This is a genomic window from Duganella sp. SG902 (genome assembly GCF_013376005.1).
GTDB lineage: Bacteria > Pseudomonadota > Gammaproteobacteria > Burkholderiales > Burkholderiaceae_D > Rugamonas.
Genome location: NZ_JABMJK010000012.1, coordinates 184,480 through 198,119, shown reverse-complemented (window position 1 = coordinate 198,119; position 13,640 = coordinate 184,480). Strand labels below are relative to the sequence as shown.

Sequence of the window (13,640 nt, the reverse complement as noted above, 5' to 3'; positions counted from 1 at the left end):
ATTCTACCACGCAGGGGCGTCAGGCTCGTTTTCCGCTTGTGATTCAAGCAATTGACTTCTCGTCCATTTTGCCACATTCGATGAAAGTCGTTTAAATAGCGCCAACACGGCGCTATTCCGCGTTCAACCAAAATGTTGTTTTGTTGCAACGTGATTGTCGATAATAATTGAGTAATGTGTCATGAATATTACAACTTGTTACTCCGTGCGGCATGCCGCCACACCGCATGATTGCAGGGCCGCCGCGGATTTCCGCTAGTTGCCTTGCGCCCATGCTAAAATCGTACGCTTGCCTGTCTCTTGGGAGAGGCTTAACAAACCACAGTAAAACGACCGGCCAATGGATCAATTCGCAAAAGAAACAATCCCTATTTCCCTCGAAGAAGAGATGCGCAAGAGCTACCTCGATTACGCCATGAGCGTGATCGTCGGCCGCGCCTTGCCGGACGTGCGTGACGGCCTGAAGCCTGTGCACCGCCGCGTCCTGTACTCGATGCACGAAATGAACAACGTGTGGAACCGTCCGTACGTGAAATGCGCCCGTGTGGTGGGCGAGACCATGGGTAAGTACCACCCGCACGGCGACGCCTCGATCTACGACACGCTGGTGCGCATGGCGCAGGACTTCTCGCTGCGCTACATGCTGGTGGACGGCCAGGGCAACTTCGGCTCGGTCGACGGCGACGGCGCGGCGGCCATGCGTTACACCGAGTGCCGCCTCGACAAGATTTCCAGCGAACTGCTGGCCGACATCGACAAGGACACGGTCGACTTCCAGCCCAACTACGACGGCAAGGAAAAGGAACCGACCGTCCTGCCGACCCGCATCCCCAACCTGCTGATCAACGGTTCGTCCGGCATCGCGGTGGGCATGGCCACCAACATCCCGCCGCACAACCTGCACGAGGTGATCGCCGGCGCGCTGCACGTGCTGAACAACCCGGACTGCTCGATCGACGAGCTGATCGAGCTGATCCCGGCGCCCGACTTCCCGACCGGCGGCACCATCTACGGCGTCTCGGGCGTGCGCGACGGCTACCGCACCGGCCGCGGCCGCGTGGTGATGCGCGCCAAGACCCACTACGAGGAATACGGCAAGGATGGCGGCCGCACCGCCATCATCGTCGACGAGCTGCCGTACCAGGTCAACAAGAAGTCGCTGCTGGAGCGCATCGCCGAGAACGTGCGCGACAAGAAGCTCGAGGGCATTTCCGACATCCGCGACGAGTCCGACAAGTCGGGCATGCGCGTGGTCATCGAGCTCAAGCGCGGTGAAGTGCCGGAAGTGGTGCTGAACAACCTGTACAAGCAAACCCAGCTTCAGGACACCTTCGGCATGAACATGGTGGCGCTGGTCGACGGCCAGCCGCGCCTGCTGAACCTGAAGGAGATGCTGCAGTGCTTCCTGTCGCACCGCCGCGAGGTGGTGACGCGGCGCACCGTGTTCGAGCTGCGCAAGGCGCGCGAACGCGGCCACGTGCTGGAGGGCCTGGCCGTGGCGCTGGCCAACATCGATGAGTTCATCGCCATCATCAAGGCGGCGCCGACGCCGCCGGTGGCCAAGACCGCCCTGATGGAGAAATCGTGGGATTCGTCGCTGGTGCGCGAGATGCTGGCGCGCACCGGCGAGGGCGACACCGTCGGCGGCATCGACGCCTTCCGCCCCGAGCACCTGCCCAAGCACTACGGCATGCAGGCCGACGGCCTGTACAAGCTGTCCGACGACCAGGCGCAGGAAATCCTGCAGATGCGCCTGCAGCGCCTGACCGGCCTGGAGCAGGACAAGATCGTCAACGAGTACAAGGACGTGATGGCGGAAATCGCCGACCTGCTGGACATCCTGGCCAAGCCGGCCCGCGTGACCACCATCATCACCGACGAGATGACCTCGATGGTGGGCGAGTTCGGCGATCCGGCCAAGGATCCGCGCCGTTCCAACATCGAGCACAACGCCAGCGACCTGAACACCGAGGACCTGATCACGCCGCAGGACATGGTGGTGACCCTGTCGCACACCGGCTACATGAAGGCGCAGCCGATCACCGAGTACCGCGCGCAGAAGCGCGGCGGCCGCGGCAAGCAGGCCATGGCCACCAAGGACGAGGACTGGATCGACCAGCTGTTCATCGCCAACACCCACGACTACATCCTGTGCTTCTCCAACCGCGGCCGCATGTACTGGCTGAAGGTGTGGGAGGTGCCGCAGGGCTCGCGCAACTCGCGCGGCAAGCCGATCGTCAACATGTTCCCGCTGGCGGACAACGAGAAGATCACCGTGATCCTGCCGCTGTCGGGCGAGAACCGCACCTTCCCTGAGGACCACTACGTGTTCATGTCCACCAGCCTGGGCACCGTGAAGAAGACGCCGCTGAAGGACTTCAGCAATCCACGCAAGGCCGGCATCATCGCGGTCGACCTGGACGAGGGCGACTTCCTGATCGGCGCCGCGCTGACCGATGGCGAGCACGATGTGATGCTGTTCTCCGACGCCGGCAAGGCGGTGCGCTTCGACGAGAACGACGTGCGTCCGATGGGCCGCAACGCCCGCGGCGTGCGCGGCATGAACCTCGACGAGGGCCAGCGCGTGATCGCGCTGCTGGTGGCCGAGAACGAGCAGCAGTCGGTGCTGACCGCCACCGAGAACGGCTTCGGCAAGCGCACCCCGATCACCGAGTACACCCGCCACGGCCGCGGCACCAAGGGCATGATCGCGATCCAGACCTCCGAGCGTAACGGCAAGGTGGTGGCGGCCACGCTGGTCGATTCGACCGACGAGATCATGCTGATCACCACCGGCGGCGTGCTGATCCGCACCCGCGTGTCGGAGATCCGCGAGATGGGCCGCGCCACCCAGGGCGTGACCCTGATCGCGGTGGAGGACGGCACCAAGCTGTCCGGCCTGCAGCGCGTGGTGGAGACCGACATCGACGAGGTCGAGCTGGAACCGGGCCCGGATTCGGCAGCCGAGTAACAGGCTGACAGGCGGGACGCGAGTCCCACTCCAGCGGGGCCAGGTCTGTCGCGGCACACTGCGACGGGGACTGGCCCCGTATTTATTTTAAGGTGCGTACTGATGAAAAAAATCGTAGCTACACTGGTGACCTCCCTGGCCCTGATCGGCGCCGCCCCGTCCCACGCGCAGGCGCAGGCCGCGGCGGCCGATCCGGCCGCCACCGCCGCCGCCAAGGAACTGTTCGATTCGATGAACTACCGCCAGATGATGGCGGGCGCGATGCAGCAGATGTCGCAGAGCCTGGGCGTGTCGATGCGCGCCGGCGCCGAGGCCGGCATCAAGAACAATCCCAAGCTGAGCGCCGAGGACAAGCAGAAGGCGCTGGCCAAGATGGAGGCCGAGCTGCCGCGCGTGATCAAGACCCTGCAGGACATGATGAGCGACCCGACGCTGGTGGACGAGATCCTGGCCGAGACGGTGCCGCTGTACGCGCGCACCTTCAGCGCCGATGAGCTCAAGCAGATCACCGCCTTCTACCGCACGCCGGTGGGCGCCAAGATGCTGAACTCGATGCCCAAGCTGATGGGCGAGGGCATGCAGCTGGGCCAGCAGATCGTGCAGCGCCGCATCGGCCCGATGATCCAGAAGCTGCAGCAGGAACAAGCCAAGTAACACCTCTATCAGAAGGAACGCAACGTGACTCACATCTATAACTTTTCCGCCGGCCCCGCGGTGCTGCCGAAGGAAGTGCTGGCGCAGGCCGCCGCTGAAATGCTGGACTGGCATGGCAGCGGCATGTCGGTCATGGAGATGAGCCACCGCGGACCGGAGTTTATGTCGATTTACAAGGCGGCCGAGCGCGATCTGCGCGAGCTGCTGGCGGTACCGGACAATTACAAGATTTTGTTCATGCAGGGCGGCGGACTGTCGCAGAACGCCCTGATCCCGTTGAACCTGCTGGGCCACAAGCCCGAGGGCGCAACCATCGATTTCATCCACACCGGTTCGTGGTCGGACAAATCCATCAAGGAGGCCCGCAAATACGCCAACGTGAACGTCGCCGCCTCGTCGGCGACGCAAGTGCCGCCGCAGGCGGAATGGCGGCTGACGCCCGGCGCGGCGTATCTGCACATGTGCACCAACGAGACCATCGGCGGTGTCGAGTACCAGCCGGACTTCAATGATCCGCGCTTCAAGGATCTGGTGCTGGTGGCGGACATGTCGTCGCACATCCTGTCGCGCCGGATCGACGTGGCGAAATACGGCGTGATCTTCGCCGGCGCGCAGAAGAACATCGGCCCGGCCGGCGTCACCATCGTCATCATCCGCGACGACCTGCTGGGCAGGGCGCTGCCGATCTGCCCCTCGGCGTTCGACTTCAAGCTGGTGGCGGACAACGAATCGATGTACAACACGCCGCCGACCTACGGCATCTACATCGCCGGCCTGGTGTTCCAGTGGCTGAAAAAGCAGGGCGGCGTGGCCGAGATGGAGCGCCGCGCCATCGCCAAGGCCGAGCTGCTGTACAACGCGCTGGACGCCAGCGATTTTTACGAAACCCGGGTTGCGCCGGCCAACCGCTCGCGCATGAACGTCCCCTTCTACCTGAAGGACGAAAGCAAGAACGAAGCATTCCTGGCCGGCGCCAAAGCGCGCGGCCTGCTGCAACTGAAGGGCCACAAGTCCGTCGGCGGTATGCGCGCATCGATCTATAACGCGATGCCTATCGAGGGCGTGCAAGCGCTCGTAGACTACTTGAACGAATTCGCAGGCCTGTAATGAACGATAAACTCAAACCCTTGCGCGAGCGGATCGATTCGATCGACGCGCAGATCCTGGACTTGCTGAACCAGCGCGCCAAGGTGGCGCAGGAAGTCGGCCATGTGAAGGCGGAAACCGGCGCCCCGGTGTTCCGTCCGGAGCGCGAGGCGCAGGTGCTGCGCGGCGTGGCCGAACGCAATCCCGGCCCGATGGGCAACAGCGAGCTGCAGACCATCTGGCGCGAAATCATGTCCGCCTGCCGCGCGCTGGAGAAGCGCGTGACGGTGGCCTTCCTCGGCCCGGCCGGCACCTACAGCGAGCAGGCGGTGTACCAGCAGTTCGGCACCGCCGTCGACGTGCTGCCTTGCTCGTCGATCGATGAGGTGTTCCGCGCCACCGAGGCGGGGACGGCGGAATTCGGCGTGGTGCCGGTCGAGAATTCGACCGAGGGCGCCATCGGCCGCACGCTGGACCTGCTGCTGCATACGCCGCTGACCATCAGCGGCGAGGTGTCGATCGCCGTGCGTCACAGCCTGCTGACCGCGACCGGCACCATGGACGGCATCACCGCCATCTGCGCGCATGCGCAGGCGCTGGCGCAGTGCCAGATCTGGTTGAACAACAACTACCCGGACATCGAGCGGCGCGCCGTCTCGTCCAACGCCGAGGCGGCGCGCATGGCGCGCGACGACCATGGCATCGCCGCGATTGCCGGCGAGCGCGCCGGCGTTCGCTATGGCCTGGGCACGGTCAAGGCCAATATCCAGGACGATCCGCACAACCGCACGCGCTTCGCGGTGATTGGCTCGCTGCAGGCCGGCCCGTCGGGCGAGGACCGCACCTCGCTGGCGCTGGCGGCGCCGCACAAGGCGGGGTCGATTTATCGCCTGCTTGGTTCGCTGGCCGCGCACAACGTGTCGATGACGCGCTTCGAGTCGCGTCCGGCGCGCACCGGCACGTGGGAATACTACTTCTACGTCGACGTGGAAGGCCATGTGCAGGACCCCGCCGTCGCCAAGGCGCTCGATGAGCTGCAAGGCAATGCCGCATTCTTCAAGGTGCTGGGTTCCTACCCGGTCAGCCTGACCTGATTTCGAAGAGAGACAACATGAGCAAGAACTACGGCCCGGAGTACGTCCGCGCCATCGCCCCTTACCAGGCCGGCAAACCGATTTCGGAAGTGGCGCGTGAATTCGGCCTCGATGAGGCTTCCATCGTCAAGCTGGCGTCGAATGAAAATCCGTTTGGCGTGCCGGCGTCGGCGCAGCAGGCCATGTCCGCCGCGGTGGCGGAGCTGGGGCGCTATCCGGACGCCAACGGTTTTGATCTGAAGGGCGCGCTGTCGAAGCGCTACGATGTGCCGGCGGAATGGATCACGCTGGGCAACGGCTCCAACGACATCCTGGAAATCGCCGCGCATGCGTTCGTGGAGCGCGGCCAGTCGATCGTGTATTCGCAGTATTCGTTCGCGGTGTACGCGCTGGCGACGCAGGGCGTGGGCGCGCAGCATATCGTGGTGCCGGCCAAGGCTTACGGTCACGATCTGCCGGCCATGCTGGCGGCGGTCCGCGATGATACGCGTCTGGTGTTCATCGCCAATCCGAATAACCCGACCGGCACCTTCATTCCGGCGGCGGAGATCGAGGCGTTCCTGGCCAAGGTGCCTTCGCACGTGGTGGTGGTGCTGGATGAGGCTTACAACGAGTTCCTGGCGGAAGAGAATCAGTTTGAGTCGGCGGAGTGGGTGAAGAAGTATCCCAACCTGCTGGTGTCGCGTACCTTCTCCAAGGCGTATGGTTTGGCGGGTCTGCGCGTGGGCTTTGCGATCGCGCAGCCGGCGTTGACGGATTTGATGAACCGTATCCGCCAGCCGTTCAATGTGAATTCGCTGGCGCAGGCGGCGGCCATCGCGGCGTTGAACGACAAGGCGTTCCTCAAGCAGAGCGCGGCCAACAACGCGGCTGGCTATCGGCAGTTTGTCGAGGCGTTTGAGCAGATGGGGTTGGAGTATGTGCCTTCGTATGGCAACTTCGTGCTGGTCAAGGTGGGCAATGACGCGGGCGCCGGTGCGCGCGTGAATCTGGCGCTGCTCAAGCAGGGCGTGATCGTGCGCCCGGTCGGCAACTACGGTCTGCCGGAGTGGCTGCGTATTTCGATTGGCCTGCCGCAGGAAAACGCGGTGTTCATCGCAGCGCTGGCGAAAGCATTGGCGGAGTAAATGCTGAACAAGGTCGTTATTTTTGGCGTAGGCCTGATCGGCGGCTCGTTCGCGCGTTCGCTGAAGAAGGCGGGCGCGGTGCGCAGCATCGTCGGCGTCGGCCGCTCGGCCGCCTCGATGGCGCGCGCGCTGGAGCTGGGCATCGTCGATGCGGTCGGCGCGGCGAGCGAGCCGGCCTCGCTGGCGGAAGCGCTGCACGGCGCGGACCTCGTGCTGCTGGCCGCGCCGGTCGCGCAGACGGAGGCGATTCTGGCGGCGATTGTGCCGCATCTGCAGGCCGGCACCGTGGTTACGGACGCGGGCAGTACCAAGTCGGACGTGGTGGCCGCCGCGCGGCGCGCGCTGGGCGGCAAGGTGGCGCAGTTTGTGCCCGGCCATCCGATCGCGGGCCGCGAGACCAACGGGCCGGATGCGGCCATCGACAATCTGTATGTCGGCAAGAAGGTGGTGATCACCGCGCTGGCCGAGAATACGGAGGCTGACGTGGAGCGCGTGGCGGCCGCATGGCGCGCCTGCGATGCCATCATCCATCGGCTGACGCCGGAGGAGCATGACAAGGTGTTCGCGGCGGTGAGCCATTTGCCGCACTTGCTGGCGTACGCGCTGGTGGATGATATCGCCAGGAAGCCGCATGCGGATTTGCTGTTTCAGTATGCGGCCAGCGGCTTCCGCGATTTCACGCGCATCGCCGGCTCGTCGCCGGAGATGTGGCGGGATATCAGCCTGGCCAATCAGTCGGCGTTGTTGACGGAGCTGGATGCCTATATGGCGCAGCTGACGACGCTGCGCGCGCAACTTGCGGCCGGGGATGGGGCGGGGCTGGAGCGGATCTATAGCAACGCTCAGCAGGCCCGCCACCAATGGATAAGCGCGATCGAAACGGCCGAAGCGCCGGCGTCGCAAGATAAAGCAGATTAGTTGACTCCCCTCCGCCGTCATTCCGGCGAAAGCCGGAATCCATAACCCGACAGCCGAAGCCGGGACACTCAGCATGGATTCCGGCTTTCGCCGGAATGACGGGGGGGCGGGGGAGGGCGAAAGGATAAATTTTATGACTCACGAATACCTCGACCTGCAAACGGTCCCTCACGTGGAGGGCGCGGTGCGCCTGCCGGGCTCCAAGTCCATCTCCAACCGTATCCTGCTGCTGTCCGCGCTGTCGCAGGGCCAGGTCGCCATCGTCGACCTGCTGGCCTCCGACGACACGGCCGTGATGCTGGCCGCGCTGCGCTCCCTCGGCGTGGAGTGGACCGAGGAGAAAACCGCCACCGGCACCATCCACCACGTCACCGGCGTGGCCGGCGTGCTGCCGAATAAATCGGCCGACCTCTTCATGGGCAACGCCGGCACCGCGATCCGCCCGCTGACCGCCGCGCTGGCCGTCATCGGCGGCGATTACACGCTGCACGGCGTGCCGCGCATGCATGAGCGCCCGATCGGCGATCTGGTCGACGCCCTCAACGCCGCCGGCACCAATGTCGAGTACACCGGCAACAAGGGCTATCCGCCGCTGCACATCAAGCAGGGCAGGATCACCACCGACCGCCTGTCGGTGCGCGGCGACGTGTCCAGCCAGTTCCTGACCGCGCTGCTGATGGTGGCGCCGCTGATGGCCAGGGAGCACGCCATCACCATCGACGTCGTTGGCGAATTGATCTCCAAGCCGTACATTGAAATCACGCTGAATCTGATCCGCCGCTTCGGCGTCAAGGTCGAGCAGAATGGCTGGGAGTCGTTCACCATCCAGCCGGGCCAGGTCTACCAGTCTCCGGGCACCATCCACGTCGAGGGCGACGCTTCGTCGGCGTCCTACTTCCTGGCCGCCGGCGCCATTGGCGGCGGTCCCGTGCGCGTGGAGGGCGTGGGCAATAATTCGATCCAGGGCGACGTGCGCTTCGCCGCCGCGCTGGAGCGGATGGGCGCGCAGATCACCATGGGCGACAACTGGATCGAGGCGCGCGCCAACGGCCCGCTGAAGGCCATCGACGCCGATTTCAACCACATTCCCGACGCCGCCATGACCATCGCCGTGGCCGCGCTGTACGCCGACGGCACCAGCACGCTGCGCAACATCGCCAGCTGGCGCGTCAAGGAGACCGACCGCATCGCCGCCATGGCCACCGAGCTGCGCAAGGTCGGCGCCACGGTGGAGGAGGGCCCGGATTTCATCAAGGTGACGCCGCCGGCCGTGATCGCACCTGCTACCATCGATACCTACGACGATCACCGCATGGCGATGTGCTTCTCGCTGGTGTCGCTGGACGGCGCGCTGCGCAAGGGCGCCGTCACGCGCATCAACGACCCGAAATGCGTGAACAAGACCTTCCCTGACTATTTCAACGCATTTGCGAAAATTGCAAAGTAACTGATATGCCAACTTCCCAGATTCCAGTCATCACCATCGACGGCCCCACCGCATCCGGCAAGGGCACGGTCGCACACCGCGTTGCCGATAAGCTCGGCTTCCATTACCTGGACTCGGGCGCCCTGTACCGCTTGACGGCGCTGTCGGCGTTGCGCCGCGGCACCGATCTGACCGACGAGCACGCGCTGGCCAAGTTGGCCGAGCACCTGCAGTGCAGTTTCCAGGGCGGCGACATCGTGTTGTCGCAGGAAAACGTCAGCGACGCCATCCGCGCGGAGGAGGTCGGCAACACCGCCTCCAGGATCGCCACTTTCCCGGCCGTGCGCCACGCGCTGGTGGGGCTGCAGCTGGGTTTTCGCAAGGCCCCGGGCCTGGTGGCGGACGGCCGCGACATGGGCTCGGTGATCTTCCCGCACGCCGCGCTCAAGGTGTTTTTGACGGCCTCGGTCGAGGCGCGCGCCGGGCGGCGTTATAAGCAATTGATAGACAAGGGATTTTCTGCTAATATGCAAGACCTACTGGTGGATTTACAGGCGCGCGACGACCGGGATACAAAACGGGCCATCGCCCCGCTCGCGCCAGCAGAGGGCGCTTTCGTGCTGGATACCTCGAATATGAACGCTGACCAAGCGGTCGATCAGGTCTTGCAATGGTACGCCGGCATCACCAAGTAACACCTTTATCAACCCTAACCCAGTTGAAGCCGCATTGTGCGGGCCTTACTGGCTAACCTGGAAGTTTTATTATTATGGAAAGTTTTGCAGCCCTCTTCGAAGAATCCCTGTCGCGTCAAGATATGCGCTCGGGCGAAGTAATTTCGGCTGAAGTCGTTCGTCTGGATCACAACTTCGTGATCGTCAACGCAGGCCTGAAATCGGAAGCTTTCATCCCTGTTGAAGAATTCAAGAATGACCAGGGCGAACTGGAAGTCAAAGTAGGCGACTTCGTTTCCGTGGCCATCGAATCGCTGGAAAATGGTTTCGGCGATACCATCCTGTCGCGCGACAAGGCCAAGCGTCTGGCGTCGTGGCTGGCTCTGGAAAAAGCAATGGAGTCGGGCGAGATCGTCGTCGGCACCGTGAACGGCAAAGTCAAGGGCGGCCTGACCGTGCTGACCAACGGCATCCGCGCCTTCCTGCCAGGTTCGCTGGTGGACACCCGTCCGGTCAAGGACACCACCCCGTTCGAAGGCAAGACCCTCGAGTTCAAAGTTATCAAGCTGGACCGCAAGCGTAACAACGTTGTGCTGTCGCGCCGCGCCGTCATCGAAGCGTCGATGGGCGAAGAGCGTCAGAAGCTGATGGAAACCCTGAAAGAAGGCACCGTGGTGACCGGCGTTGTGAAGAACATCACCGACTACGGCGCGTTCGTGGACCTGGGCGGCATCGACGGCCTGCTGCACATCACCGACCTGGCATGGCGTCGTGTGCGTCACCCATCGGAAGTGCTGACCGTTGGCCAGGAGATCACCGCGAAAGTCCTGAAGTACGATCAAGAGAAGAACCGTGTTTCGCTGGGCGTGAAGCAACTGGGCGACGATCCATGGACCGGCCTGTCGCGTCGCTACCCACAAGGCACCCGCCTGTTCGGTAAAGTGACCAACCTGACCGACTACGGCGCGTTCGTTGAAGTTGAACAAGGCATCGAAGGCCTGGTGCACGTGTCGGAAATGGACTGGACCAACAAGAACGTCGCTCCTAACAAGGTTGTCCAGCTGGGCGACGAAGTGGAAGTGATGGTGCTGGAGATCGACGAAGAGCGTCGCCGTATCTCGCTGGGCATGAAACAGTGCAAGGCCAACCCATGGGACGACTTCGGCGTGACCCACAAGAAGGGTGACAAGGTCAAGGGCGCGATCAAGTCGATCACCGACTTCGGCGTGTTCATCGGCCTGGCTGGCAACATCGACGGCCTGGTGCACCTGTCCGACCTGTCGTGGACCGAGTCCGGCGAAGAAGCCGTGCGCAAGTTCAAGAAAGGCGACGAGCTGGAAGCCGTGGTTCTGGCCATCGACGTGGAGCGCGAGCGCGTTTCGCTGGGCGTGAAGCAACTGGAAGGTGATCCGTTCAACAACTTCGCCGCCATGAACGACAAGGGTTCGCTGGTCACCGGCACCGTGAAATCGGTGGAGCCTAAAGGCGCCGTGATCCAGCTGTCGGAAGAAGTGGAAGGCTACCTGCGCGCTTCGGAAATCTCGCGTGACCGCGTGGAAGATGCTGGCACCCACCTGAAAGTCGGCGACACCGTCGAGGCTCTGGTGATCAACATCGACCGCAAAGCACGTTCGATCCAGCTGTCGATCAAGGCCAAAGACTCGGCCGACACCGCTGAAGCGATGAAAAACATCGCCGCCGACAGCAACGCCGCTTCGGGCACCACCAGCCTGGGCGCGCTGCTGAAAGCCAAGCTGGACAACAAAAACTAAGAACTAGTCGATGACTAAGTCCGAACTGATCAACCGCCTGGCTGAGCGTTACTCTCAGCTGGTGGCCAAAGATGCGGAATACGCCGTCAAGACCATTCTGGATGCGATGACCAACGCCCTGGCGACCGGTCAGCGCATCGAGATCCGCGGTTTTGGCAGCTTTGCCCTCAACAGCCGGCCGCCGCGCATCGGGCGCAACCCGAAGTCGGGCGACAAGGTGATGGTGCCGGAAAAACGGGTGCCGCACTTCAAGCCGGGCAAGCAGTTGCGCGAGCGGGTTGACGCGATGGTCGGGCAACCGATCATCGAGGACTGAAGCATTCAATAGTTAAAACAAAGCGGCGTCCTTCGGGGTGCCGCTTTTTTTTTGTTGCCCGAGGTGCGATACTGGCGTCCTCGGAACTAGACCACAGGACCTTGGCTGATGAAATTCATCTCCACCCTCATAGGCTTCATCATCTTCGTCTTGTTTTTCGGCTTCGCGCTGAAAAACTCGCAGGAGGTCGATCTGCAGCTGTTCCTGCACTACGAGCTGCGCGGCCCGCTGGTGCTGATGCTGCTGGGCTTTTTCGTGGCCGGCGCCGTGCTGGGCGTGCTGGCGCTGACGCCGACGGTGTTCCGTCATCGCCGCGAGGCCAACAAGCACAAGACGACCATCCACACGCTGCAGGCGTCGGCGCAGCAGGCCAACCGCCAGCCGCAGCCGGACAGCGTCAATACACAATAACGACAAGCACACAGCATGGAATTTGAACTCTGGTGGTTACTGGGCATCCCGGTTTTCTTTGGCCTGGGATGGGTCGCGGCGCGGGTCGACATCCGTCAGCTGCTGTCGGAGTCGCGCACCCTGCCGCGCGGCTATTACAAGGGCTTGAACCATCTGCTGAACGACCAGCCGGACAAGGCGGTCGACGCCTTCATCGAGATCGTGCGGCTGGACCCGGAATCGGCCGAGATGCACTTCGCGCTGGGCAATCTGTTCCGCCGCCGCGGCGAGACCGAGCGCGCCATCCGCGTGCACCAGAACCTGCTGGCGCGCCCGGACCTGCCGCCCGAGCAGAAGGACCAGGCGCAGTATGAGCTGGGCATGGATTATCTCAAGGCCGGCCTGCTGGACCGCGCCGAGGAGACCTTTAACACGCTGCTGAACGGCCAGTATTCGGCGCAGGCGCGGCGCGCGCTGCTGGAGATTTTCCAGCGCGAGAAGGAGTGGCCGCGCGCGATCGAGGCGGCCATCGGCCTGCAGGAGTCGGGCGCGGGGTCGCGCCAGAAGGAGATCGCGCAGTTTTACTGCGAGCTGGCGCAGGACGCGCTGGTGCATCTGCATCCGGAGCAGGCGCTGGAGCTGCTGGAGAAGTCGCTGCAGGCCGACCGCGTCAACGTGCGCGCCACCATGCTGACCGGCGACGCGCAGCTGGCCCAGGGCGACGTCGAGGCCGCGCTGCTGACCTGGCGCCGCGTCGAGCAGATCAGCGTGCCGCACGTGGCGCTGGTGGCGCAGCGCCTGATGGATGGCTACCGCAAGGTGGGCCGGCCGCAGGAAGGCGTCAATCTGTTGAAATCCTACCTTGAGCAGGCGTCGTCCATCGATCTGGTGGAGGTGGTGTACAAGGCGGTGCTGGAGCTGGATGGGGTGGAGGCGGCCAAGCAGCTGGTCAGCGAGCAGCTGCGCCGCACGCCGACCCTGCTGGGACTGGACAAGTTCCTGGAGGCGCGCCTGATGGACGCGCCGGCGGCCGTGGTGCCGGAGCTGTCGATGGTGAAGAATCTGGTGCATGGCTACACGCAGAAGCTGGCGCGCTATCAGTGCAGCCATTGTGGTTTCAAGGCGCGCCAGTTTTACTGGCAGTGTCCTGGTTGCAGCCGCTGGGAGACTTACCCGCCGCGCCGCACGGAAGAATTGAATGTCATGAATTAA

12 protein-coding genes are annotated in these 13,640 nt (G+C 63.6%); all 12 read left to right on the top strand.

What is annotated here, in order from left to right:
• Positions 1-340: 340 nt before the first annotated feature.
• Positions 341-2,971 carry a DNA gyrase subunit A gene (gyrA, locus tag FHW83_RS23170; RefSeq protein WP_176648716.1) on the top strand — a complete coding sequence of 877 codons (2,631 nt, stop codon included), beginning with the start codon at positions 341-343 and terminating at the stop codon, positions 2,969-2,971.
• 102 nt (positions 2,972-3,073) lie between these two features.
• Complete coding sequence (locus tag FHW83_RS23165) at positions 3,074-3,625, top strand: DUF2059 domain-containing protein (RefSeq protein WP_176648715.1); 552 nt, start codon at positions 3,074-3,076, stop codon at positions 3,623-3,625.
• A 24-nt stretch (positions 3,626-3,649) separates the two neighbouring features.
• Positions 3,650-4,732, top strand: coding sequence for a 3-phosphoserine/phosphohydroxythreonine transaminase (gene serC / locus FHW83_RS23160; RefSeq protein WP_176648714.1), 1,083 nt, complete (start codon positions 3,650-3,652; stop codon positions 4,730-4,732).
• Complete coding sequence (gene pheA / locus FHW83_RS23155; protein WP_176648713.1) at positions 4,732-5,805, top strand: prephenate dehydratase; 1,074 nt, start codon at positions 4,732-4,734, stop codon at positions 5,803-5,805. The genes serC and pheA overlap by 1 nt, the downstream gene beginning before the upstream one ends.
• 17 nt (positions 5,806-5,822) lie before the next feature.
• A complete protein-coding gene (gene hisC / locus FHW83_RS23150; RefSeq protein ID WP_176648712.1) occupies positions 5,823-6,932 on the top strand; it encodes a histidinol-phosphate transaminase in 1,110 nt (369 codons plus the stop codon).
• The gene (locus tag FHW83_RS23145) at positions 6,933-7,850 is read left to right on the top strand and encodes a prephenate dehydrogenase/arogenate dehydrogenase family protein (protein WP_176648711.1); all 918 of its coding nucleotides are present in this window, start codon (positions 6,933-6,935) and stop codon (positions 7,848-7,850) included.
• Positions 7,851-7,983: 133 nt separating this feature from the next.
• Entirely contained in the window at positions 7,984-9,297 is a 1,314-nt protein-coding gene (aroA, locus tag FHW83_RS23140) for a 3-phosphoshikimate 1-carboxyvinyltransferase (RefSeq protein ID WP_176648710.1), read from the top strand.
• A 5-nt stretch (positions 9,298-9,302) separates the two neighbouring features.
• Positions 9,303-9,971: a (d)CMP kinase gene (cmk, locus tag FHW83_RS23135; RefSeq protein WP_176648709.1), complete on the top strand. Its 669-nt coding sequence runs from the start codon at positions 9,303-9,305 to the stop codon at positions 9,969-9,971.
• A 74-nt stretch (positions 9,972-10,045) separates the two neighbouring features.
• The gene (gene rpsA / locus FHW83_RS23130; RefSeq protein ID WP_176648708.1) at positions 10,046-11,722 is read left to right on the top strand and encodes a 30S ribosomal protein S1; all 1,677 of its coding nucleotides are present in this window, start codon (positions 10,046-10,048) and stop codon (positions 11,720-11,722) included.
• Positions 11,723-11,732: 10 nt separating this feature from the next.
• The gene (locus FHW83_RS23125) at positions 11,733-12,038 is read left to right on the top strand and encodes an integration host factor subunit beta (protein WP_008446215.1); all 306 of its coding nucleotides are present in this window, start codon (positions 11,733-11,735) and stop codon (positions 12,036-12,038) included.
• Positions 12,039-12,146: 108 nt separating this feature from the next.
• Positions 12,147-12,449, top strand: coding sequence for a lipopolysaccharide assembly LapA domain-containing protein (locus tag FHW83_RS23120; protein WP_176648707.1), 303 nt, complete (start codon positions 12,147-12,149; stop codon positions 12,447-12,449).
• 15 nt (positions 12,450-12,464) lie between these two features.
• Positions 12,465-13,640 carry a lipopolysaccharide assembly protein LapB gene (lapB, locus tag FHW83_RS23115; protein WP_176648706.1) on the top strand — a complete coding sequence of 392 codons (1,176 nt, stop codon included), beginning with the start codon at positions 12,465-12,467 and terminating at the stop codon, positions 13,638-13,640.

What these genes read in the sequence shown, in the direction of transcription:
- rpsA (WP_176648708.1), top strand. Translation starts at nt 10,046, where the DNA reads ATGGAAAGTTTTGCAGCCCTCTTCGAAGAATCCCTGTCGCGTCAAGAT.
- gyrA (WP_176648716.1), top strand. Translation starts at nt 341, where the DNA reads ATGGATCAATTCGCAAAAGAAACAATCCCTATTTCCCTCGAAGAAGAG.
- cmk (WP_176648709.1), top strand. Translation starts at nt 9,303, where the DNA reads ATGCCAACTTCCCAGATTCCAGTCATCACCATCGACGGCCCCACCGCA.
- FHW83_RS23165 (WP_176648715.1), top strand. Translation starts at nt 3,074, where the DNA reads ATGAAAAAAATCGTAGCTACACTGGTGACCTCCCTGGCCCTGATCGGC.
- FHW83_RS23125 (WP_008446215.1), top strand. Translation starts at nt 11,733, where the DNA reads ATGACTAAGTCCGAACTGATCAACCGCCTGGCTGAGCGTTACTCTCAG.
- FHW83_RS23145 (WP_176648711.1), top strand. Translation starts at nt 6,933, where the DNA reads ATGCTGAACAAGGTCGTTATTTTTGGCGTAGGCCTGATCGGCGGCTCG.
- hisC (WP_176648712.1), top strand. Translation starts at nt 5,823, where the DNA reads ATGAGCAAGAACTACGGCCCGGAGTACGTCCGCGCCATCGCCCCTTAC.
- FHW83_RS23120 (WP_176648707.1), top strand. Translation starts at nt 12,147, where the DNA reads ATGAAATTCATCTCCACCCTCATAGGCTTCATCATCTTCGTCTTGTTT.
- lapB (WP_176648706.1), top strand. Translation starts at nt 12,465, where the DNA reads ATGGAATTTGAACTCTGGTGGTTACTGGGCATCCCGGTTTTCTTTGGC.
- aroA (WP_176648710.1), top strand. Translation starts at nt 7,984, where the DNA reads ATGACTCACGAATACCTCGACCTGCAAACGGTCCCTCACGTGGAGGGC.
- pheA (WP_176648713.1), top strand. Translation starts at nt 4,732, where the DNA reads ATGAACGATAAACTCAAACCCTTGCGCGAGCGGATCGATTCGATCGAC.